The organism is Micromonospora sp. WMMD712, from assembly GCF_029581295.1.
Taxonomy (GTDB): domain Bacteria; phylum Actinomycetota; class Actinomycetes; order Mycobacteriales; family Micromonosporaceae; genus Micromonospora; species Micromonospora carbonacea.
The window spans coordinates 172,501-195,249 of sequence record NZ_CP120743.1 but is presented as its reverse complement, the minus strand read 5'-3'; the positions used below and the strand labels follow the sequence as shown (position 1 = coordinate 195,249).

The following is a 22,749-nucleotide window of genomic DNA, read 5'->3' as shown; positions in this document are numbered from 1 at the left end:
GCCCCGCAACGCCCCCGCCCACACCGCACGACGGAGGAACCGATGAGCAACGGCGCACCCGCGCCCGGCCAGATCGCGATCGTCGGGATGGCCGCCCTGATGCCCTCCGCCGGTGACCTGGAGAGCTACTGGCGCAACCTGATCAACGGGGTCGACGCGATCACCGACGTGCCGCCGCACCGGTGGGACGAGGAGTTCTACGACCCGGAGCAGGCGCACCGCCCGGACCGGATGTACTGCAAGCGCGGCGGCTTCGTCGACGAGTTCGCCACGTTCGAGCCGCTGCGGTTCGGGGTGATGCCCGCCTCCATCGGCGACATCGAGCCGGACCAGCTGATCACGCTGGAGGTGGCCGCCGCCGCGATCGACGACGCGGGCGGCGCCGACAAGATGCCCGACGGCGAGCGCGTCGGCGTCATCCTCGGCCGGGGCGGCATCCTCAGCCCCGCCCAGGCCCGCTACGCCCAGCGGGTGCGGATGTCCAGCCAGGTCATCGGGATCCTGCGGGAACTGATCCCGGACGTCGACCCGGCCCGGCTGGAGCTGCTGCGCAAGAAGTTCGACGAGCGCCTCGGCCCGTACCAGCCGGAGGGGACCATCGGCCTGGTGCCGAACCTGGCCGCCTCCCGGGTGGCCAACCGGCTCAACCTGCGCGGCCCCGCGTACACCATCGACGCGGCCTGCGCCTCCTCGCTGATCGCCGTGGACCAGGGCATCACGGAGCTGCTCAACGGCCGGCTCGACGCGGTGCTCGCCGGCGGCGTGCACCACGTGCACGACATCAGCTTCTGGTCGGTGTTCAACCAGCTCCGGGCGTTGTCGCGGCAGGGCGAGATCCGGCCGTTCGACGCCGCCGCCGACGGGCTGCTGATCGGCGAGGGCACCGGCGTGGTGGTGCTCAAGCGGTACGCCGACGCGGTCCGCGACGGCGACCGGATCTACGCGGTGATCCGGGGCAGCGGGGTGTCCAGCGACGGCAAGTCCGCCAGCATGTTCAACCCGGCGGTCTCCGGGCAGGTGCTGGCCATCAAGCGGGCCTGGGAGGCCGCCGGGCTCGACCCGACCGCCCCGGACGCGCTGGGGCTGCTGGAGGCGCACGGCACCGGCACCCCGACCGGGGACGCCGCCGAGCTGACCACCGTGGCCCAGGTGTTCGGCCCGTACACCGGCGGCCCCCGCCCGGTCATCGGGTCGGTCAAGTCGATGATCGGGCACACCATGCCGGCCGCCGGCGTCGCCGGCCTGATCAAGGCCGCGATGGCGGTCCACCGGGGCGTGCTGCCGCCCACTTTGCACTGCGAGTCCCCCCGGGCGGAGATGGCGGCGACCCGGTTCGCCCCGATCGCCACCGCCCAGCCGTGGGAGAGCGACGGGCCGCGCCGGGCCGGGGTCAACGCCTTCGGCTTCGGCGGGATCAACGCCCACCTGGTCATCGAGCAGGCGCCCGCGTCGGCCGGCGAGCCGCTCGTCGGGTTCACCGCGCCGGCCGCCGGCGCCGGGTCGGTCTCGGTCGACGAGGCCGACCAGGTGCTGTGGCTGGCCGCGTCGAGCCCGGCCGGGCTCGCCGAGCTGCTGGACCGCGACGACGAGACCGTACGCCGCCTCGGCGCCGACCTGGCCGCGCGCTCGGGCGGCGACGCGCCGGGGCGGGCCCGCCTCGGCATCGTCAACCCCACCGACAAGCTGCTCGCCGTGGCCCGCAAGACGGTGGCCCGGGGGCAGGCGTGGCGGGGCGGGCGGGACATCTGGTTCAGCCCGCAGCCGCTGCTGGCCGACGGGGCGGGCAAGCTCGCGTTCGTCTTCCCCGGCCTGGAGGCGGAGTTCTCGCCGCGCACCACCGACCTGGCCGCCCACTTCGGGCTGCCCGACCGGGAGTGGTCCGCCGCCGACCTGGGCCGGCACGGCGCCGGCCTGATCGAGGTCGGCAAGCTGTTCAACGCGGCGCTGGAACGCATCAACGTGCGCCCGGACGCCGTCGCCGGGCACAGCATCGGCGAGTGGACCGCCGCCGCCGTCAGCGGCCAGATCAGCACCGCCGCGATGGACGAGTTCCTGGAGCTGTTCAACGCCGAGTCGGTGGAGATCTCCGGGTACGTCTTCGCCGCCGTCGGCGCGGGCGCCGACCGGGTCACCCCGCTGCTCGGTGACTTCCCCGGGGTGGTGCTCTCGCACGACAACGCGCCGGCGCAGTCGGTGGTGAACGGGCCGGAGACCCAGGTGGACCGCCTGGTGGAGGCGCTGCGGGGCCGCAACATCCTGTGCCAGAAGCTGCCGTTCCGCTCGGCCTTCCACACCCCCGCGTTCGCCGAGGGGCTCACCTCGATCGGCGCGGCGCTGGGCCGGTGGGAGGTGCACCCGACCCGGATGCCGGTGTGGTCGGCGACCCTGCACGCGCCGTTCCCGCCCGACGAGGACCAGGTCAACCACATCTTCGTCCGGCACATGATGGAGCCGGTCTGGTTCCGGCAGACCGTCGAGGCGATGTACGCCGACGGGTTCCGCGTCTTCCTCCAGGTCGGCGCGGGGCAGCTCGCCTCCCTGATCGGCGACAACCTGCGCGGGCGCGACCACCTCGCGATGCCGGTGAACACGGCGCACCGCACCGGGCTGAACCAGCTCCGCCGGGTCGCCACCGCGCTGTGGGTGGAGGGGGCGGCCCCGGACCTGAAGGCCCTGTCGACCCCGGCGCGCACCGCGCCGGCCGCCCCGGCGAGCACCGCGCCGGCGAAGCCCACCAGTAGCACCGGCCGGCGCGGGCCCCGGATCAAGCTCGACCTCGGCGGCCCGCTGGTCCGCCTCGGCGCGGACGCGGCCGGCCTGCTCGGGCTGGACGCCATGCCGGCCGCCACCGCCGCGCCGACGCCCGTGCGGTCCGCCGGCAACGGGGCGTCCGCCGCCCGGCCGGTGGTGGGCAACGGCACCCCGGCCGGCCCCCGCCCGGCCGCCGGCAACGGCACCCCGGCCACCGTGCCGGTCCGGGCCGCCGGCAACGGCACGCCGGCCGCGCCGGCGGCCCCCGTCGCCCGCCCGGCCACGGGCCACGGCGCGCCGGTGGCCACGCCGGCCCGGGCCGCCGCACCGGCGACCCCGCCGGCCGTGCCCCAGGGCACCGTCGCGCAGCAGGCCAGCGCGGCGCTGTCCAAGGAGGCCAGCGCCGCGATGACCGCGGTGAACCGGCTCGCCGGGCAGTCCAGCGCGGCGGCCGAGTTCGCGGCCCTGCTCCAGGACACCGCGCAGAGCGCGGCCAGCGTGCTGGACGCCACCGGCGGCAGCGGCACCCTGGCCCCGGCCCGCCCGGCGACACCCGCCGGCCCGGTCCGGTCCCAGCCGCCGCGACCCGTCACCGCGCCGGCCACCGCGCCGGCCGCCTTCAAGGCCCCGACCCCGGTCGTGCGCCCCGGCGTCAATCCCGGCGAGATCGGCCGGATCACCCTGCGGGTCTCCCTGGACACCATGCCGTACCTGCTGGACCACTGCTTCTTCGTGCAGCCGGACGACTGGCCGAACCCGGAGGACCGGTGGCCGGTGGTGCCGGCGACGGCGCTGGTCGCGCACATGATGGACGCGGTGGAGCAGCTGGTGCCCGGCACCCGGGTGGTCCAGGTGCACGACGCCAAGTTCAACAAGTGGCTGATCGCCGAGCCGGCCACGGACGTCGAGATCGTGGTGAAGACCGCCGGGCCGAACCTCTACTCGGTCGTCTTCGCCGGCTACGCCCGGGCCACGATCGAGGTCGGCACCGCGTACCCGGCCCCGCCGGAGGTCTGGACGCACGACCCGGCCACCGAGCGCCCGCCCACCCTCGGCGCCGCCGAGATGTACGCGGAGCGCCTGATGTTCCACGGCCCGCAGTTCCAGGGCGTGACCGAGGTGCACGCGCTCGGCGACATGCACGTGCGGGGCATCGTCACCGCCCCGGTGCCGCCCGGCGCCCTGCTGGACAACGCGTTGCAGCTCATCGGCAACTGGCTGATCACCACGCAGCCGTTCCGGACGGTGGCCCTGCCGGTGGGGCTGGGCCGGGTGCGGTTCTTCGGGCCGCCCCCGCCGGCCGGCCGGGCGTTCGTCTGCGTCGCCCGGGTGCAGACCATCGACGACGGGAAGCTCGTCGCCGACACCCAGCTCAGCTACCAGGGGCGGGTGTGGGCGCAGATCGAGGGGGCGGTCGACCGGCGGTTCGACAGCCACCCGCAGGCCCGCGTCGCGGAGCGCTTCCCCGAGCGGTACCCGATGTCGCACTTCCAGCCGGAGGGCTGGACGATGGCCTTCGACTGCTGGACCGACCTGGTCACCCTGGGCATGGCGGCCCGGGGCATCCTCGGCGGCGCGGCCAACGCCGAATACGAGCGGCAGCCGGCCAAGACCCGCAAGCAGTGGCTGCTCGGCCGGATCGCGGCCAAGGACGCGGTGCGCTCCCGGCTGTGGGAGCAGGGCCACACCGACATCTACCCGATCGAGCTGACCGTCGGCAACGACCCCGACGGGCGGCCGTGGGTGCGCGGTCGGCCCGGCCGCGGCCTCGACGACTGCGACGTCTCGCTCGCGCACTGCGGCGACATCGGGGTGGCGATGGCCCGGTTGCGTCCCGCCGGGGCGCCGGCCGCGACGCCGGGCGTCGGCATCGACGTCGCCGAGGTCACCGACGACCCGGACGGCACGGTCGGCTCCGCCCTCACCGACGGCGAGGCGGCGCTGCTGGCGTCGCTGGCCGGCGGGGACGCCGCCGCGCACCGGCTGTGGTCCACCCGGTTCCGGGCGGCGAAGGAGGCCGTCGGCAGGGCGGAGGGCACGGGGCTGGACGGCAGGCCGCGCCTGTTCCAGGTGCGCGAGGCCGCCGACGGCGTGCTGACCGTCGAGGTCGCCGGGCGCGGCTACCGGGTCGGCTACCGGGAGGTCGACAACCCCGAGGACCTGCGGCCCCGGCGCTACGTCGTCGCCTGGACCTGGGGCCCCGAGCCGGCCCCCGCCACCCCGCCCGGGGTGTCCCGACCGTGAACGACAGACCGGGCCGGCCGACCGGCCGGCCCACCCCGACAGCAGGCCACCCCACCGGAACAACAGAAGGAGCAACCATCATGGCCGCGGCCCAGGACAGCATCCTCGCCGACCTCACCGAGATGATCAACGCCGTACTGGGCGACTTCGCGACCGACCAGGTCATCACCATGGACACCACGTTCCGCGACGACCTGGGCATGGAGAGCATCGACGTCGTCTCGCTCGCCGGCCGGCTCCAGGCCCGCTACGGCGACACCGTCAACTTCGCCCACTTCGTGGCGAAGCTCGACCTGGAGACGGTGGGCGAGCTGCGGGTCGGTCAGCTCGTCGACCACATCGCCACCTCCCTGGAGGGCGACGGGGTCACGGCGGGCAGCCGGTGACGATGGTACGGGCGAACGGGATCGAGCTGCACGTGCAGCGGCTCGATCCCGCCGGTGCGGCCCCGGCGGGCGGGACCGGGCCGACGCCGACGGCGGTGCTGATCCACGGCATGGCCTCGGACACCATGGCGAGCTGGTACTTCACCATGGCCGAGCCGCTGACCCGGGCCGGCTTCCCGACCGTCCTGTACGACCTGCGCGGCCACGGCCGCAGCGACCGCCCGGCCACCGGGTACGCCCTCGACGACTTCGTCGACGACCTGGCGGCGCTGCTGGTCGAGCTGGACGTCACGGGCCCGCTGCTGCTGTTCGGCAACTCCTTCGGCGGGACGATCGCCTTCGGCTACGCCGCGCGCCACCCGGACCGGGTGGCCGGCATCGTGGCCGTGGAGTCGTCCCCGCCGACGCCGGAGTGGATGGGCCGGGTGCGGATGCGGCTGGAGCGGGTCGCCGCCCGGCTGCCCCGCGAGGGGGCGCTGGCCGAGATCGGCGCGGCCCGGGGGCGCATCGCCGCCCGTCGGGCCGCCGACACCGGCCGGATGCTCGCCGAGACCACCATGACGGCGGAGCTGCCGGCGAGCCGGCTGCCGGCGCGCGACGCGCTCGCGGCGATCGCCTGCCCGGTGCTGTGCCTCTACGGCGGCGACTCGGCGGTGGGCGAGCTGGCCCCGGCCGTACAAGGGCTGCTGCCGCAGACCCGGGTCGTCGTCCTGCCCGACCAGAAGCACTCCGTCCTGATCGACCGGCCCGACTCGGTGCGCCGGCACGTCCTCGCCTGGCTGGGCGAGGAGTGCGGGCTCGACGTGGCCCCACCCGTCACCACATGACAGCGCGACTTCCAGGAGGAATCCCGATGGACACCCCGATCACGGGTCGGTCGATCATCATCAGCAACGGACGCTGCGGCTCGACGCTGCTGTCCGACCTGATCCACGAGGAGCCCGACACGCTGTCGGCCCAGGAGTTCTTCATGTCGGTGACGCCGTGGGCGCGCAGCGCCGAGGTGATCACCGGGGCGGAGTACTGGGCGGTGCTGGCCAGCCCCAAGCCGGAGCTGGCCACGCTGTTCCGGATCGGGCTGCCGCCCAAGGAGGTCCGCTACCCGGCCACGGGCCGCTGGGCCGGCCGGATGACCGAGCTGCCCCGGATCCTGGCGATCACCCTGTCGAAGCTCACCGACGACCCGGACGCCCTGTTCGACCAGCTCGCCGAGCGGGTGCCGAGCTTCGGCACCCAGTCGGTCGCCCGGCACCACAGCGACTTCCTGGACCTGGTGGCCACCCTCACCGGCAAGAAGCGCTGGGTGGAGCGCTCCGGCGGCTCCAGCCACCTGGCCCCGCACCTGCTCAAGGGCTTCCCGGACTGCAAGATCGTCTACCTGACCCGGAACCGTGAGGACACGGCGAAGTCGATGAGCCGGCACTCGTCGTTCCAGCTCATCCAGCTCCGGGTGGAGTTCCTGGGCCGCTGCGGCCTGGACCCGTTCCGGGTCACCGACGCCGACGACGTGCCGGCGGACCTCCAGCCGTTCCTGCCGCACCGGCTGACCGCCGAGGCGCTGCGCGAGCGCGGCGAGGACATGCGCCGCTATCTCGGGCTGTGCGCGTTCATGACCAGCCAGGCCGATCAGGCGCTGTCCGACGTGCCGCCGGAGCACCTGCTGCGGATGCGCTACGAGGACCTGGTCGCCGACCCGGTCGGCGAGCTGACGCAGCTCGGCGAGTACCTGGAGTTCCCCGAGGCCGGGAAGTGGGCGGAGCAGGTCGCCGGGCGGGTCGTCGCCCCGGCCCGCAAGCCCGCGCCCGCCGCCGTCTGAACCGCCCCACCCCACACCGCACCCAATTCTCCTGCGCGCCGGGGCCCGGACCACCGGGCCCGGCCGCCGGTGTCCCACCCTTTTTGCTGGAAAGAGAGGCAGTTGGTGAATCCACTCCGGATCTCCACTCGGCGGCTGTTAGCCGCCGTTGCCGTGCTCGGGCTCGGGCCCGTGCTGGCGGTCCCCGCGGCGGCGCTCGGCGCGCCGCTCGACGCCGCCGGGGCGGCCGGCGGCCAGCCGCCGGCCACGCAGGTCCTCGCCAAGGCCCCGCCGGACGAGTGCTTCGCGGGGATCGGGCAGCCGTACCCGGCGGGTCCGCCCTGTGAGACGGGGCAGGCGAAGGTCAACCAGGCGTACCTGTGGGGGATGACCCGCGCCGGCCGGACGCTGTTCTTCGGCACCGGAGCGAACGTCAACTGCCTGACCAGCGGCCGGACGCTGGAGAACACCGTGCCGACGCAGAACGCCGACTGGGTCTGCGAGTACGGCGAGAGCCAGATCGCCAAGCGCAACCCCCAGTTGCCGGTCAAGCTGGGCGACCACCGCATCCCGCGGCTCTACACCTACGACACCAGGTCGAACCAGCTCACCGAGAAGACCGACCTGGTGAAGGCCGCCTCGCCCGACGACGCGACCCGGTTGCAGAACACCGTCGGCATCCGGGCCGCCGGCAACTACGGCGGCGTGGCCCTGCTGGGCGGCCCGGCGCTGGGCGAGAGCATCAACCTCTTCGCCTTCGACACCGACACCGGGGCCTTCCTGGGCTCGCACAACTTCACCGCGTACGGCAACATCCGGCACTTCACCGTCGCCGACGGCGCGCTCTACGCCGGCGTGGGCGTGGGCAACAACGGCGGCAACCGCGGCCACGTGCTGCGCTGGATGGGCAGCAAGACCGACCCGTTCAACTTCGTCCAGGTGGCGACCCTGCCGGCGCAGGCCGCCGACCTGACCGTCCACGAGGGCCGGATCTTCGTCACCACCTGGCCGGGGGCGACCGAGGAGTTCGGTGAGGAGGCGACGGAGGCGGCGGAGCCGACGGAGCCGCCGGCGAGCATCGCCTCGGTGTGGATGAGCCCGAAGCTCTCCGACGGCGAGCCGGGGCTCACCCCGTCCGACGACGCCGCCTGGCAGCAGGTGTGGAACGTGGCCAGCTACGAGCCCGACCCGGTGGTCGCCTACACCTACGGTCTCGGCGGCCTGGCCTCCTACGGCGGCTACCTCTACTGGGGCACCATGCACGTGCCGATGAAGGCCACCAGCCTGCACCTGAGCATCTACCCGCCGGTCGACGAGGCCGGGATCACCGCGACGGCCCAGAACACCCAGCGGGCGATCAGCATCTACCGAGGCAAGGGCTTCGGCTCCTCGAAGCAGAAGGTGGACCTGCTCTACGGCGCGACCGAGCTGCCCGCGTTCGACCCGGAGGCCAACAACGGGGTCGGGGCGTGGACCACGAAGTCGACCAACTACACCCCGAAGTACGGCGCCGCCGGCTTCGGCAACCCGTACAACAACTACACCTGGAAGATGGCGGTGGCCGCCGGGAAGCTCTACGTCGGCACCATGGACTGGAGCTACCTGGCCAAGGAGTTCGGCCAGCAGACCGCCGCCCAGCTCGGCCTGTCGCCGCAGATGGGTGACGTGCTGGCCAAGGCGCCGGCCGCGGCGGCAGCGCCGCCCGGAATGCGGGCCACCGCCGAGATCCCCGAGGCGGTGTACGGCGGCGACCTGTACGCGTTCTCCTCGACCCGCAAGGGGGCGACGACGATCAGCGACACCGGGGTGGGCAACTACCTCAACTACGGGGTGCGCAACATGGTCGTCGACGGCCCCAACCTCTACCTGGGCATGGCGAACCCGATGAACCTGCGGACCGACCCGAACGACGACGTGCCCGAGGGCGGCTGGGAGCTGATCAAGCTCAAGGCCGGCTGCTGATCCCCGTGCCGCCGGCCCGGCGTCCCCTCCTGCGCCGGGCCGGCGGCCGGCAGCCCTTGCCGAACCCTGGCCCGTTCCTGACATTCCTCGAACATTCGCGGGCGAAAGTGTTCATATGATGACTTTTTCCGTTTTTCGCCCCGCCGCCGGGATGCCCGGCGGTCGGTCGCACCGACCGTCGCCCTCCCCCGCCGCCACCCGACTCGCCGGGGCGCTCGCGCTCCTCGTCGGGCTGACCCTGCTCGCCGGCTGCACCCGCGGCGGCGGGATCGGTGACGGCGGGCCGGGGACCGACCGGGCCTCCGACGGCGCGTCGACGGCGGACGTGCCCGTCGGCTCGTCCCAGCGCACCCTGACCGTCGACGGGCGCGAACGCACCTACCGGCTGTACCGGCCCGCCTCGGCGAAGCTGACCGAGCCGGTCCCGCTCGTGGTCATGCTGCACGGCGCGGCCGGCACCGGCGAACAGGCCGAGGAGGCGTACGGCTGGACGGAGGAGGCCGACCGCAACGGCTTCGTGGCCGTCTTCCCCGACGGCATCAACCGCGCCTGGGCGGTCGGGCGCGAGTGCTGCGGCGCGCCGGCCCGCGAGGGCGTCGACGACGTCAAGTTCATCACGGAGCTGGTCCGCACCGTCGGCGAGACGGTCCCGGTCGACCCGGCCCGCACGTACGTCTCCGGGATCTCCAACGGCGGGCTGCTGGCGTTCCGGCTGGTCTGCGACACCACGGTCTTCGCCGCCGTCGGCGCGGTGGCGACCACGCTCACCGGGCAGTGCGACGACCCCAAGCCGGTGTCGGTGCTGCACATCCAGGGCAAGCTCGACAAGACCATGCCCTACGGCGGCGGCCCCGGCCGACGCGACAACGGCGGCACCGGCCGCAACCCGGTGAAGATCGACGGCCCGTCCGCCCCCGAGCTGGCCGCCCGGTGGCGCGCCGTCGACGACTGCGGCGAGCCGAAGGACACCACCGACGGCCCGGTCGTCCGCACCGCCGCCACCTGCCCCGAGGGGCGCGCCGTCGAGCTGATCACCATCACCGACGCCGGCCACCAGTGGCCCGGCGGCAAGCCGAACCCGCCGCGCGCGCAGCGGCTGCTCAACCTCGACCCGCCCTCCACCGCGCTGAACGCCACCGAGACCATCTGGCAGTTCTTCAGCGCCCACCCCAAGCCCGCCGGCGGCTGACGCCGCCCCGCGCCGTCCGCCGCCGGCACCCCTCGTGCCGGCGGCGGACGGCGGCACCCCGCACCCCCAGACAGGAGAGCAGATGCCCAGCAGAGACGGGCCGGCCGTGGTCGAGGTCGCCGACCTCGTCAAGCGCTACCCGCGCAGCGACACCAACGCCGTGGACGGGCTGTCGTTCACCGTCGCGCCGGGCGAGATCTTCGGACTGTTCGGGCCCAACGGCGCCGGCAAGTCCACCACCGTCGGCATCCTCACCACCCGGCTGCGGGCCACCGGCGGCCGGGTGCTGGTCGGCGGCGTCGACGTCGGGCGCGACCCCGCGGCCGCCCGCGCCCAACTGGCCGTGGTGCCCCAGCACAACAACCTGGACCGCGCCCTGACCCCCCGGCAGAACCTGGTCTACCACGCGACCTACCACGGGCTGCCCCGGCGGGAGGCCGAGAGCCGGGCCGGGGAGCTGCTGGAACGCTTCGGCCTCACCGAGCGGGCCGACCGGCGCATCGAGGCGTACTCCGGCGGGATGGCCCAGCGGCTGATGATCGCCCGGGCGCTCACCCACGACCCGATGGTGCTCTTCCTCGACGAGCCGACCAACGCCCTCGACCCGCAGACCCGGCTGCTGATCTGGGGCCAGATCCGCCAGCTGCGCGAGCGCGGCGTCGCGATCGTGCTCACCACCCACGCGATGAACGAGGCCGCCCGGACCGTCGACCGGGTCGGCATCGTCGACCACGGCAGGCTGCTCACCTGCGACACCCCGGACAACCTGGTCCGGGGCCTGGCCGGCGACGCGCTGCTCGACCTCACGCTCACCCCGGCCCCCGGCGACGACCCGGAGGCGCTGTGCGCCGCGCTGGGCGAGCTGGACGGCGTACGCAAGGCGGAACGGCTCGCGTCGCCCACCGTGCCGGCCGGTCTGCGGGGCGGCGCGGGGCTGCCCGGCGGGGCCGGCGGCGGCGCGGCGCTGGCGGCCCTGGCCACGCGGGCCGGCGGCGGGGCGCGGCCCGGTGGCGGCGGCCTGGCCGCCCTGGCCGGCGCGGGCCTGCTCGGGCGCGGCGGCGCGGCGGGCCGCAACGGCGGGGGCCCGGCCGGGCGCGGCCGGCTGCGCGTGCGCCTGCACCTGGCCACCGACCCCGCCGCGCTGCTCGGCGCGGCGGTCACCGTGCTCACCGCGCGGTCGGCGGCGCTCAACGCCATCGACATCGGGGAGCCGAGCCTGGAGGACGTCTTCATCGAACTGACCGGAAGGGAACCACGGTGACCGCTGTAGACACGCCAACCCCGCTGCGACCGGCGGTCACCCCACGCCCGCGGCCCGGCGCCGGCCGGGTGTTCGCCGCCGTGCTGCGCCGCGACCTCATGGTCACCGGCCGGGAGCTGTGGGTCATCCTGGTGCAGGTCGGGCTGACCCCGCTGTTCATGCTCTTCGTGTTCGACACCATCCTCGGCGGGCAGGGCATCGTCGGGCGCAACTTCGCCGATCTCTTCCTGCCCGGCATCATCGCGCTGGCCGCCCTCACCACCGCGTTGCAGAGCGTGGCCCTGCCTCTGGTGAAGGAGTTCGGCTTCACCATGGAGATCGAGGACCGGCTGATGGCCCCGCTGCCGACCAGCCTCGTCGCGATCGGCAAGCTGGTCATCGCCACCGTCCGCGGGCTGATCGCGGCCCTGCTGATCTATCCGCTCGGCGCGCTGGTGGTCGGCTCCGCGCCGTGGCGTCCGGAGGGGCTGCCCCTGGCGTTCGTGGTGGCGCTGCTCGGTGCGTGGATCGGCGGGGCCATCGGGATGAGCCTGGCCACCACCCTGCCGGTGCAGCGGATCAACGTCACCTTCTCGGTGATCCTCACCCCGATCATCTGGACCGGGTGCATCCACTACCCCTGGCCGAGGCTGTCGCTGCCCTGGTACCAGGTGGTCACCGCGCTCAACCCGATGACGTACGTCTCGGAGGGGGTGCGCGGGGCGCTGCTGCCCGAGGTGCCGCACATCCCGGCGTGGGTGTGCCTGAGCGTGCTCACCGGGGTGGCCGTGGCGCTGACCTGGCTCAGCGTCCGTTGCTTCAGTCGACGGGCGGTCCAGTGACCGCCCGGGCGTTACCCACCGGCCCCTGCGAGGAGCTGCCATGCCGACCCTGACCCCTCCGGAATCCGACGCGGCGCTCGCCCGCCGGCTCGCGGCCCACGCCGGCGAGCTGCTGCTGCGGGTACGCTCCGCGCACGGCCACGGTGACCCGGCCGCGTTGAAGGCGGCCGGCGACCGGGCCTCCCACGACCTCCTGCTCGCCGAGCTGGCGTCCCACCGACCGGACGACGCGGTCCTGTCCGAGGAGGACAAGGACTCCCGCGCGGTCGGACACGTCGACGCCGGCGGCCGGCTCACCGCCGACCGGGTGTGGATCATCGACCCGTTGGACGGGACCCGGGAGTTCTCCGAGGAGGGCCGTTCGGACTGGGCGGTGCACGTGGCGCTGTGGGCGCGCGGCGCGTCGACGCCGCACCGCCTGGTGGCGGGGGCCGTGGGCCTGCCCGCCCAGGGGCGGGTGCTGGCCACCGACGCGCCGCCGACGCCGCCGGCCCCCTCCGCCGACGCCGCCGCGCCGCTGCGGCTGGCGGCCAGCCGCAGCCGTCCCCCGGCCTTTCTGGCGGACCTGGCCGCCGAGATCGGCGCCGAGCTGGTGCCGATGGGCTCGGCGGGGGCGAAGATCGCCGCTGTGGTGACGGGTGAGGTCGACGCGTACGTCCACGCGGGCGGCCAGTACGAGTGGGACTCGGCCGCCCCGGTGGCCGTGGCCACCGCCGCCGGCTTCCACGCGTCGCGCGTCGACGGCTCCCCACTGGCCTACAACCAGGCCGACCCGCGCCTTCCCGACCTGCTGGTGTGCCGTCAGGAGCTCGCCGCGCCGCTGCTCGCCGCCCTCGCGCGGCAGCTCTCCGGCGCGGCGGCCCCCGGCGGCTCCGGCGTCCCCTCGACCGGAGGCGTCCCCTCGACCGGAAAGGACACGCGATGAGCAGCGGATCGGCTGCGTACCAGGTCTCCCAGCTCGACGAGTTGGAGGCGGAGAGCATCTTCGTGATGCGTGAGGTGGTTGCGGAGATGGAGCGGCCGGTGCTGCTCTTCTCGGGTGGTAAGGATTCGATCGTGATGTTGCGGTTGGCGCAGAAGGCGTTTGCGCCGGCGAGTGTGCCGTTTCCGGTGATGCATGTGGATACGGGGCACAACTTTCCCGAGGTCCTGGAGTATCGGGATCGTCGGGTGGCGGAGTTGGGGTTGCAGTTGATCGTGGCGTCGGTGCCGGAGGCGTTGGCGCGGGGGTTGGTGCGGGAGTCCGGGGACGGGATGCGTAACCGGATCCAGACGCCGGTGTTGTTGGACGCGGTGGAGAAGCACCGGTTCGACGCCCTGTTCGGTGGGGCGCGGCGGGATGAGGAGAAGGCGCGGGCGAAGGAGCGGGTGTTCTCGTTCAGGGACGAGTTCGGGCAGTGGGATCCGAAGAACCAGCGGCCGGAGTTGTGGTCGTTGTACAACGGTCGGCATCATCCGGGTGAGTCGATCCGGGTGTTCCCGTTGTCGAACTGGACCGAGTTGGATGTGTGGCACTACATCGCCAGGGAGCGGATCCCGTTGCCGTCGATCTATTTCGCGCACGAGCGTGAGGTCGTCGAGCGCGACGGGATGTTGTACGCGGTGAACGAGTTCTTCACCCCGCGGGCGGGTGAGACGCGGTTCGTGGAGGTGGTGCGGTACCGGACGGTGGGTGACGCCTCGTGCACGGCGGCGGTGCGTTCGGATGCCGCGACGGTGGCGGCGGTGATCGAGGAGGTGGCCGCGACGCGGGTCACCGAGCGGGGTGCGACGCGGGGCGACGACCGGGTCAGTGAGGCCGCCATGGAGGACCGTAAGCGGGAGGGCTACTTCTGATGAGCATCGACATGGCGCCGGTCGAGGTGGAGGCGCGGCCGATGGACCTGTTGCGGTTCGCCACGGCCGGGAGTGTGGACGACGGTAAGTCGACGTTGATCGGCCGGTTGTTGTACGACACGAAGTCGTTGTTCACCGATCAGTTGGCGGCGGTGGAGGCGGTGTCGGCGGCGCGGGGGGACGAGTACACGAACCTGGCGTTGTTGACCGACGGGTTGCGGGCGGAGCGGGAGCAGGGCATCACGATCGATGTGGCGTACCGCTATTTCGCGACGCCGCGGCGGAAGTTCATCATCGCGGACACGCCGGGTCATATTCAGTACACGCGGAACATGGTGACGGGGGCGTCGACGGCGGACCTGGCGTTGATCCTGGTGGACGCGCGTAAGGGCCTGGTGGAGCAGTCGCGGCGGCACGCGTTCCTGTGTTCGTTGTTGCGGGTGCCGCATCTGGTGTTGTGTGTGAACAAGATGGACCTGGTCGACTTCGACCGGGAGGTGTTCGAGGCGATCGCGGACGAGTTCACGGCGTTCGCGGCGAAGCTGGACGTGCCGGACCTGACGGTGGTGCCGGTGTCGGCGCTGCAGGGGGACAACATCGTGTCCCGGTCGGAGGACATGCCGTGGTACGAGGGTCCGTCGTTGCTGCACCATCTGGAGCGGGTGCACATCGCCTCGGACCGCAACCTGCAGGACGTCCGGTTCCCGGTGCAGTACGTGATCCGGCCGCAGTCCACCACGGTGACGGACTACCGGGGCTATGCCGGTCAGGTCGCCTCGGGGGTGTTGAAGGCCGGTGACGAGGTGATGGTCCTGCCGTCGGGGTTCACCTCCCGCATCGCCGCGGTGGAGACCGCCGACGGGCCGGTCGAGGAGGCGTTCCCCCCGATGTCGGTCACCGTCCGGCTGGAAGACGAGATCGACATCTCCCGCGGGGACATGATCTGCCGCCCCCACAACGCCCCGACCGTCGCGCAGGACATCGAGGCGATGGTCTGCTGGATGGACGAGACCCGCCCGCTGACCGTCGGCGGCCGCTACGCCATCAAGCACACCACCCGCTCCGCGCGGGCGATCGTGCGGGGCCTGCACTACCGCCTCGACATCAACTCCCTGCACCGCGACGAAACCGCCACCGAACTCAAGCTCAACGAGATCGGCCGGATCCGCATCCGCACCACCGTTCCGCTGCTCGTCGACGACTACCACCGCAACCGCACCACCGGCGGCTTCGTGATCATCGACGAGGCCACCAACCGCACGGTGGGCGCGGGCATGGTCGTGCAGCGGGACTGACAGCACCCACGGCGGAACGGGGGTCGGCGGTCGCCGGCCCCCGTTCCTCGTGCAGCCGCCGGGACCGGTGGGCCGGCCACCGGCAGCGCCGGGAACGCGGCCGGGACCGCCGGGCGCACCGCCGCCGTCAGGCCCCGGGCGGGTAGGCCCCGGCCGCCCAGCGGCGCAGCAGGTCGATGCCCTCGTCGAGCTGCCCGTGCTCGGTCAGCAGCGTGATCAGCAGCGGCAGGGACCGGCGGTCGCCCTGCTCGACGGCGCGCCGCAGCAGGTCGATCGCCTCGTCCGGGCGGCCACCGGCGGCCAGCAGGGCGGCCAGCTCGACGTGCGCCCCGGGATCACCGAGGTCGGCGGCGACGCGCCAGTAGCGTTCGGCGTCCTCCGCCTCCCCCCGCTCGGCCAGCAGGGCCGCCAACCGGGCGGCGGCGTGCCCGTCGCCGTGGTCGGCGCGCAGCCGCAGCTCGTCGGTGTGCCCCCGGTCGGCCAGCAGGTCGACGAGGACGCTGCCCGCGCCCCGCGCCCCCGAGGCGCCCGAGTCGGCGAGGTCACGCAGGTAGCCGGTCGGGTCGGGCACCGGGGTCAGCCCCCCGATCGCCTCCGACCCGAAGAACCGGCTGCCGCCGAACTCCAGGCGCAGCCGGTCGTCGAGGTCGTCGGCCAGGGCGATCATCCCGCGTACGGCCAGCAGCAGGTGGGTGGGGACGAAGTCCTGCCCGAAGACGGGGATGGAGGCCCACACCGTGCCGCCGGTGCAGTAGACCCGGCCGACGACCAGCCCGTTGGTCAGGTCGGAGAGGCGCTGGTAGAGCGTCTGGGTCGGCTCGACGCCGGTGAGCAGCGGCGAGAAGACGTCCACCAGGGGCGGGTCGTCCTGGACCCGTACGAAGATCATGGCGGAACCGGCGCGGATGCCCACGTCGCCGTCGGCGTCGACCCGGAGCTGGTCGGCGGTCACGCCGAGGACCGCGGCCAGGATCCCCTTCACCCGCTCGGTGAGCTTGCCGCCCTCGGCGTCCCCGCCGTCGAACACGGGCGGCGGCGGGCGGCGCGGGCCGACGACCGGCCGCGCGGCCAGCGCGGCGGCCAGCCGGGTGCGCCCGGGAACCGGCGCGGCGGTCGTGGTCGTCGTCGGGCGGGCGGCCAGCGCGGCGACCCACCGCTGCCACCGGGTGTCACGCGCCGTCATCGTGCTCACCGTCCGGTGTGTCGGCGGGCGGCTCGGCCGGCGGCTCCACCCGGACCTGGTCGAACATCTTGGCGATCACCAGTGGCGCGGCCACCCCGAAGGTGAAGCTGGCGAACGCGGTGTCGGCCAGGCCACCCGCGCCGGCCGCGGCGGCCAGGCCGGTGCCGGCCGCCGCCCGCAACAGGACGGCGAAGACGACGATCGGCCGGTCCCGCCGGTCGCGCCACGGCCACTGCCACCGGCCCCCGGACTCGCTGGTCGGGCGCATCATGGCGGAGAGGTTCAGTGCCTCCGCGACGGCGCTGCCGACCATTCCCCACATCGCGGCCATCCATAGAGACACGTCCCAACCCTAGCGATCGAGGGAACCGCCACCGGCACCGCCCCGCGGGTGGGTGGCGACGCCACTGCCCACGGTAGCCGGACGCCACAACGGACCGTCCGATCCCGACCGTCCACGGTGGTGGGGCCGCCGGAGCGCGGTCAGGAGGCCGCCGGCACGGTCAGCAGGTAGTCGTCGGCGTCGGCGCTCCACCGCAGGTCGACGACCCCGCTGGTGGCGGCCGCCTTGCAGAACTGGAGGAAGCTGCGGTAGCCGAGCTTCTTCTCGCTGAAGTCGGGGCGCGCCCGGCGCAGCTGGTTCTTCAGCCCGGACAGGGCGACGTCGCCCCCGCCGCCGGCCAGGTCGGCGACCACGGACCGGAGCAGCCCGAAGGCCACCTCCCGGTCGCCGTGCTCGGGCAGGGACACCTCCGGGTCGCCCTTCGCCGGCCCCTCGGCCAGCTCGATCACCGTCCGCCCGGCGAGGTGGCGCAACAGCTCGCCGAAGGTGCGGAAGCCGTAGTCGGACTCGCTGAACGTCGGGTCCTTGCGCAGCAGGGTGCGCTTGAGCGTCGAGGCGGTGACCTCCCCGCTGGAGCTGCCCTGGAGACCGGCGACGGTCTGCGCCACCAGCACGCTGAGCGTGTCGACGTCGCGGGCCGGCTCCGCGCCCACCGGCTGCGCCTCGGGCTCCGCCGCCTCCCCCGCCTCCGCCGCCTCGACCTGCCCGGCCTGCTCGACCTGCCCGGCCTCCGGGCTGGGCAGCCGGGCCGGACGGCCGCGCCGGGCGCGCGCCGGCGGGACGTCGACGCCCTCGAGGCGGTCGTAGTAGAGGAACTCGTCGCAGGCCGGCGGCAGCAGCGCCGAGGTGGACTTCTCCACGCCCACGCCGATGACCCGCTTGTTGAGCTCCCGCAGCTTGTGCACCAGCGGCGTGAAGTCGCTGTCGCCGGTGCAGATCACGAACGTCGAGACGTACGCCCGCTCGAAGGCCAGCTCCACGGCGTCGACGGCCATCTTGATGTCGGCCGCGTTCTTGCGCGAGGCGCCCATGCGCTGCGGCATCTCGATCAGCTCCACGTGGGAGCGGGTGAGCATCCGCCGGTCCTCGTCGAAGTAGGACCAGTCGGCGTACGCCCGGCGCACCACCACCCGCCCCCGCTCGGCGAGGGCGTCGGCGAGGGGACGCAGGTCGAAGACCATGCCGCCGAGGTGCTCGCGCGCTCCCAGCGCGAGGTTCTCGTAGTCGAGGAACAGGGCGATGCGGTCTTCGTGATCCACGCAGGCCAGCGTACGCCCGGCACCGGCCCACCCGCGGCACACGCGCCGGACGGCGGCCCCGCCCCGGTCGGCGGCGGCACGACGAAGCCGACGGGGCCGACGCAGGCGATCCTGGCGGCGGTCGACCAGCGCTGATGTGGTCGGCAGCAACACGACCAGCGGAAACGGGCCCTGGCCAGCCGATCCCGCACTACCCTGGACGGCGAGAGCTGCTCGCCTTCACGGCGGCCGACCACGGGGGTGTGGATGCGGCGACCGGCACGTGGCCCGTTCTGGGCGGCCGAGCTGTGGTGGCAGCAGCGCCGCCGACGGTGGCGCACCCGGCGGGAACGCCGCGCCGAGCGGGTCGTCCGCCGGCGCGCGGACCAGCGTGCCGACCACCGGATCGGGTGGCGCTACCACCGCCGGCTACGCTGGACGATCCAGCTCGGCGCGGCGCTGCTGCTGGCCTGGACGGCCTACTCGCTGACGCTGCTGGTCCTCGACCGGGAGCCATACCTGTTGCGGCTGTCCCAGTGGTGCGGTGGAGACCATCCGCGGGCATACTACTGCGGCCAGGTGCAGGACTTCGTCAAGGGTCCCCTGGTCATCGCCCTGGGGTTGGCGATCTTCCTGGTGGTCCGCTACTTCTGGGTCCGACATTGGTATCACGCCAGCGCCCTGCGCAACCGCCAGCTCGTCGTGCCCACTGCCGCACACGACATCAGCAGCGTCCGCATCGTGGGGCGCGACGAGCTGTGCGACCTGATCATCCAGCGGCTGCGCGACCGACGCACCCGACGCCCGTTGGTGCTGGTCGGCGGCATCGGCACGGGCAAGACGGCCACCCTCGTCCGCCTAGCGGAGCTGCTCATCGACACCCGGATCGTGCCGATCGGCGTCGACCTGCGCGGGGTCGACACGCCGGAGGACCTCGACTTCCACCGGCTCGCCCGCAACCGGTTCCAGCGCACCATCGATACCCAGCTCCACGCCGAGGGGGAGGCCGACAAGGTGTGGCGGCAGCTCTGGGCCGAGAACCGGGTCGTGGTCATCGCCGACGGCCTGGAGGAGGTGTTGGCCGACGCGCAGCAGCCCTACGACCGCGACAGCGTGCTCCGGCAGGCCATCCGCACCGCGGGCGAGGAGCGGCTCCCATTGGTGGTCTCGTCCCGCCCGGACGACCCGCTGCGCGGGCTGGATGCGCTGGTGCTCCAGTTGGAGCCGCTCGCCGAGGGCGCCGCCCTGGAGTACGTGCGGGCCCAGCGGCGGCAGCCCGGTCCGGAGGACCGGTGGGACCGGGTCACCGCCCTGGTACGCGAGGCCGACGTCGCCGACTCGCCGTTCTACCTGCGGATCATCAGCCAGCTGCACGAGGTTGACCGGCTCGACCGGGTCGAGTCGTGCGACCGGGGCCGGTCAGCCGCGCGTTGGAGGCTGCTGGAGCAGTGGTGCGACGCGCTGGTCGCCGGGGACCTCTACGAGGACTACGGCGTCCCGCAGACCGAGCGCGCCGACGCGATCGAGGTGATCTCCGCTCTCGCCTGCATCGGGCTGGGCAACAACCGGCTGCGGGTCCGGACGGCCGAGCTGTTCGGCGACCCGGACGGAGCGGACACGGGCCACCGGTGGATCAGGCAGGAGCTGCACCACCGGCTGCGCAAGCTCGACGCCGGAAACCCACAGGACGTCGGGCTCGCCGAGACGACCGGCGGTGAGCTCAACCTCGTGGTCAAGCACCAGGACGGCGTGCGTTTCGTGCACGGCGTGGTCCAGGCGTACCTCGGCGCGCGCTACCTCACCGCCGCGCTGCGCGACGACGGGTTTCTCGACCGCGCCTTCGACCACGACGACGGCCCGGCCAGGGAACTGCTGGCCGCCCTCACGCTCTACGCCCAGAGCGACGGCAGGTTCGAACGCAGCGACGGGCGTGCCCGACGCCTGCTGCCCCGGCTCCAGGGCCGCTTGGGCGACCTCGCCCGCCGCCCGGTCGAGCCGGACCAGGACGCCCGCGACACACGAGCCACCCGCATCCGGTCCACCGCGCTGGCCCGCCGGCTGCTCGACGAGGCCGTGGCCACCAGCAACCGCACCAAGGCCGTGGAGATGTTCGCCGCCGCCCTGGAGATCGACGCGGCGGCCGGACACCGGAACCACCTCGCCATCGCCCGGGCCGTCCACGAAGCGTGGCCGCGCTACCAGGGCGACGGCTCCGTCACCGACCGTCCCCTGGAGGACGCGAAGATCGCCCTGGTGCACAGGTTCGGCGACGCCGCCCGGCTGTTGCGGCACGGTCCCCAGTCGGCGTCGCGGTGCCGGCGCGCCCCTGCCCCGCAGTACTGGCGGCTCTTCCTGATGATGGGCGACGAGACGTCGTACCTGCCGAGGCTGGCCGCCGCGCGCCAGTTGGCCATCGGCGGCGATGCGGCCCTGCGGGCCCTCGACCACCTACTCGACAGCGGGCCGGACCACGCCGGCGGCGATGCCCAGCGCTCGGCACGCCTGCGGCAGCTGCGCACCTGGCTGGCACCCGCGATCTTCCTGGCCGCAGCGGAGCCCCGGTGCCGGAGCGTGGCCCGGGACAACCTGCGGCGGTGGGTCGACCGCCTGGCGACCGACCGGTCGGACACCGCGCGTCTCTACGAGATCACCCTGGCCCAGGGATTCCGCCTGGCGGCCAATTGCCGACTGTACCCTGCGCACCGCAACGTGCTGCTGGAGGAGGCGGAGCGGGCGTTGCGGCACACGCGCTTCTGGTATCCCCAGCTCGTCCTGCTCCAGGCGCTCACTCTGCTCGCCCTCCCCCGCGACCCCGCCGAGACGCTCCGCGAACGCGGACACGGCTCGGATCCGCGAGGGCTGATGGACTACTGGCTGGCCATCGCCGGGGGCGGCGACGACGCCCCGTCGCCCGGCAGCGGGACGACCCATCCGCTGGTCGAGGAGGCCGCCGCCCTCTGCGTCGAGGCGCTGGTCGACCGGCACCCGGAGCGGCACTGCTGGGTCGACGAACGGGAGATCGTCAGCCGGGTGGGTTCGGTCAGCCCGCAACCGGAGATCCGCCGGCTCCAGGACTCCTGGCTGCCACCCTCGCTCGGCTGGGGGGTCCTGGCCCCCCGCGCCCAGCGTCTGCTCGCCGACGTGATGCTGCTGCTCAACCTCGCCGACCGGGGGGCCGACGACGTGGAGCGGGCCGCCCGGATCAGCCGGGCGTGCCGCCAGGATCTGCCGCCGTGTCTCACCATCGACCGCAGCGCCCTGCGGGTGACCCTGAGCCGCCGGCAGGCCCACGACGTCCACCCCGGATCCACCTGCATCGACGACTGCCCGTTCCGGCTCTGCCCGCTGCCGCCCAAGGGCGACGAATTGCCGTACCAGATGGACGAGGTCTTCTGCGCCCGGCAGGTCGACCTGGTCGGGCACTGGCTGCGCCCGCAGGCGCGGGCGGGGTGGCAGGCGGTCAACCGATCCGACCTGCGGGCCTTCTGGCGGGAGATGTCCGAGCGGATGGCACCGGCGTGGCGGAAGTGACCGGGACCGGCGGGCGGTCGCCCGCCCGACCGCAGCAGGGCTCCGCCGAGTCTGGTGGTCGCCGCGGTGCCGACGCCGACGAACAGCGCGGCGGCCCCGACGGCCACGGCGCCCCCGACCGGACCCACGAGCAGCGGTCGGCACGCCGGGACTACGCCGGGGCCGTGGCCGGGCGGACGACGGTGAACACCGCCCCCGCCGGGTCGGCGAGCGCGGCCACCCGGCCGGTCGGCACGTCGCGGGGCGGCACCAGCAGCCGCCCGCCCAGCGCCTGCGCCCGCCCGGCCACGTCGTCGGGGTCGGCGACGGCGAAGTAGACCATCCAGCCGGTCGGCAGCAGGCCGGCCAGCGGCGGGGGCAGCGCCAGCCGGCCGGCGACGGGCCGCCCGTCGGCCAGCAGCAGGGCATACGAATCGTCGGGCGCGCCCGGCGGCACGCTCGCCCGCAGCCCCAGGGCGTCGGCGTGGAACCGGTCGGCGGCGGCGGGGGCGGTCGTCAAGTACTCGTACCAGCTCGGCCGCCCCGGGCCGGGGGCGACGACGTCGGTGCCGGCGCGCAGTCGAAAGGACCCGCCGAGCGGGTCGTGCACGTCGTCGCCGTCGACGCGCGCCCCGGCCCGGCCGGCGGCGGCCCGGACGGCGCCGACGTCGCCGGCGGCGAGCACCGTCCACCAACGGGCCGGCCCGGCGCCCGGCTCCAGCCCGGCGGCGGGCGTCCCCTCGGCGTATGCGACGGTCGCTTCGGTCCGCCCGGAGTGCGGGCCGGACGGTGCGGCGTACGCCCAGCCGAGCAGGTCGGTGTAGAAGGCGCGGGCGGCGTCGGGGGCGGGGGTGGCGAGCGTGACGCCGCCGGGCAGCGCCGGCGCGGGGGGTACGGTCACCTGGGTCACCTGGGTCTCCGGGGAACGGCGGGGC

General features: G+C 74.0%; 16 protein-coding genes and 1 pseudogene. 13 read left to right on the top strand and 4 right to left on the bottom strand.

The window, feature by feature from the left end; genetic code table 11:
- Window positions 1-42: 42 nt before the first annotated feature.
- From O7633_RS00815 to cysN, 11 genes are all read left to right on the top strand, one after another.
- Window positions 43-4,995, top strand: coding sequence for a type I polyketide synthase (locus O7633_RS00815; protein WP_282325373.1), 4,953 nt, complete (start codon window positions 43-45; stop codon window positions 4,993-4,995).
- 80 nt (window positions 4,996-5,075) lie between these two features.
- Window positions 5,076-5,381 carry a phosphopantetheine-binding protein gene (locus tag O7633_RS00810; protein WP_282325372.1) on the top strand — a complete coding sequence of 102 codons (306 nt, stop codon included), beginning with the start codon at window positions 5,076-5,078 and terminating at the stop codon, window positions 5,379-5,381.
- 2 nt (window positions 5,382-5,383) lie between these two features.
- Window positions 5,384-6,208: an alpha/beta hydrolase gene (locus O7633_RS00805; RefSeq protein ID WP_282328706.1), complete on the top strand. Its 825-nt coding sequence runs from the start codon at window positions 5,384-5,386 to the stop codon at window positions 6,206-6,208.
- Window positions 6,209-6,234: 26 nt separating this feature from the next.
- Window positions 6,235-7,197 carry a sulfotransferase gene (locus O7633_RS00800; protein WP_074479083.1) on the top strand — a complete coding sequence of 321 codons (963 nt, stop codon included), beginning with the start codon at window positions 6,235-6,237 and terminating at the stop codon, window positions 7,195-7,197.
- A gap of 171 nt (window positions 7,198-7,368) precedes the next feature.
- Window positions 7,369-9,138, top strand: a complete 1,770-nt coding sequence (locus tag O7633_RS00795) for a hypothetical protein (protein WP_282325370.1) — start codon at window positions 7,369-7,371, stop codon at window positions 9,136-9,138.
- 118 nt (window positions 9,139-9,256) lie between these two features.
- Window positions 9,257-10,327 (top strand): PHB depolymerase family esterase, encoded by a 1,071-nt coding sequence (locus O7633_RS00790; RefSeq protein ID WP_282325369.1) that lies wholly within the window; start codon window positions 9,257-9,259, stop codon window positions 10,325-10,327.
- An 82-nt stretch (window positions 10,328-10,409) separates the two neighbouring features.
- Window positions 10,410-11,588, top strand: a complete 1,179-nt coding sequence (locus O7633_RS00785) for an ABC transporter ATP-binding protein (RefSeq protein ID WP_282325367.1) — start codon at window positions 10,410-10,412, stop codon at window positions 11,586-11,588.
- Window positions 11,585-12,409, top strand: coding sequence for an ABC transporter permease (locus O7633_RS00780; RefSeq protein WP_074479079.1), 825 nt, complete (start codon window positions 11,585-11,587; stop codon window positions 12,407-12,409). Before O7633_RS00785 ends, O7633_RS00780 begins: the two co-directional genes overlap by 4 nt.
- A 40-nt stretch (window positions 12,410-12,449) precedes the next feature.
- Entirely contained in the window at window positions 12,450-13,334 is an 885-nt protein-coding gene (locus tag O7633_RS00775) for a 3'(2'),5'-bisphosphate nucleotidase CysQ (RefSeq protein WP_278134584.1), read from the top strand.
- The gene (cysD, locus tag O7633_RS00770) at window positions 13,331-14,245 is read left to right on the top strand and encodes a sulfate adenylyltransferase subunit CysD (protein WP_282325365.1); all 915 of its coding nucleotides are present in this window, start codon (window positions 13,331-13,333) and stop codon (window positions 14,243-14,245) included. Before O7633_RS00775 ends, cysD begins: the two co-directional genes overlap by 4 nt.
- Window positions 14,245-15,540 (top strand): sulfate adenylyltransferase subunit CysN, encoded by a 1,296-nt coding sequence (gene cysN, locus O7633_RS00765; RefSeq protein WP_282325364.1) that lies wholly within the window; start codon window positions 14,245-14,247, stop codon window positions 15,538-15,540. The genes cysD and cysN overlap by 1 nt, the downstream gene beginning before the upstream one ends.
- 598 nt (window positions 15,541-16,138) lie before the next feature.
- Here the strand turns inward: cysN and O7633_RS00760 are convergent.
- From O7633_RS00760 to O7633_RS00750, 3 genes and pseudogenes are all read right to left on the bottom strand, one after another.
- Window positions 16,139-16,534 (bottom strand): annotated as a pseudogene (locus O7633_RS00760) (hypothetical protein); the annotation flags it as partial.
- Between the two features lie 175 nt (window positions 16,535-16,709).
- Entirely contained in the window at window positions 16,710-17,066 is a 357-nt protein-coding gene (locus O7633_RS00755; protein WP_141724012.1) for a hypothetical protein, read from the bottom strand.
- Window positions 17,067-17,206: 140 nt separating this feature from the next.
- A complete protein-coding gene (locus O7633_RS00750; RefSeq protein ID WP_278134577.1) occupies window positions 17,207-18,325 on the bottom strand; it encodes a PIN domain-containing protein in 1,119 nt (372 codons plus the stop codon).
- Here O7633_RS00750 and O7633_RS00745 point away from each other — a divergent pair.
- Window positions 18,317-18,460, top strand: a complete 144-nt coding sequence (locus O7633_RS00745) for a hypothetical protein (protein ID WP_282325359.1) — start codon at window positions 18,317-18,319, stop codon at window positions 18,458-18,460. The two genes, O7633_RS00750 and O7633_RS00745, sit on opposite strands and share 9 nt — an antisense overlap.
- Window positions 18,461-18,571: 111 nt before the next feature.
- Window positions 18,572-21,835: an NACHT domain-containing protein gene (locus O7633_RS00740; protein WP_282325357.1), complete on the top strand. Its 3,264-nt coding sequence runs from the start codon at window positions 18,572-18,574 to the stop codon at window positions 21,833-21,835.
- Window positions 21,836-21,986: 151 nt separating this feature from the next.
- On the opposite strand, the gene O7633_RS00735 is transcribed toward O7633_RS00740, so the two are convergent.
- Complete coding sequence (locus tag O7633_RS00735) at window positions 21,987-22,715, bottom strand: VOC family protein (protein WP_282325355.1); 729 nt, start codon at window positions 22,713-22,715, stop codon at window positions 21,987-21,989.
- Window positions 22,716-22,749 lie beyond the last annotated feature (34 nt).

Coding starts and splice junctions, on each gene's coding strand:
- O7633_RS00815 (WP_282325373.1), top strand. CDS start 43: ATGAGCAACGGCGCACCCGCGCCCGGCCAGATCGCGATCGTCGGGATG.
- O7633_RS00810 (WP_282325372.1), top strand. CDS start 5,076: ATGGCCGCGGCCCAGGACAGCATCCTCGCCGACCTCACCGAGATGATC.
- O7633_RS00805 (WP_282328706.1), top strand. CDS start 5,384: ATGGTACGGGCGAACGGGATCGAGCTGCACGTGCAGCGGCTCGATCCC.
- O7633_RS00800 (WP_074479083.1), top strand. CDS start 6,235: ATGGACACCCCGATCACGGGTCGGTCGATCATCATCAGCAACGGACGC.
- O7633_RS00790 (WP_282325369.1), top strand. CDS start 9,257: ATGACTTTTTCCGTTTTTCGCCCCGCCGCCGGGATGCCCGGCGGTCGG.
- O7633_RS00785 (WP_282325367.1), top strand. CDS start 10,410: ATGCCCAGCAGAGACGGGCCGGCCGTGGTCGAGGTCGCCGACCTCGTC.
- O7633_RS00775 (WP_278134584.1), top strand. CDS start 12,450: ATGCCGACCCTGACCCCTCCGGAATCCGACGCGGCGCTCGCCCGCCGG.
- cysD (WP_282325365.1), top strand. CDS start 13,331: ATGAGCAGCGGATCGGCTGCGTACCAGGTCTCCCAGCTCGACGAGTTG.
- cysN (WP_282325364.1), top strand. CDS start 14,245: ATGAGCATCGACATGGCGCCGGTCGAGGTGGAGGCGCGGCCGATGGAC.
- O7633_RS00740 (WP_282325357.1), top strand. CDS start 18,572: ATGCGGCGACCGGCACGTGGCCCGTTCTGGGCGGCCGAGCTGTGGTGG.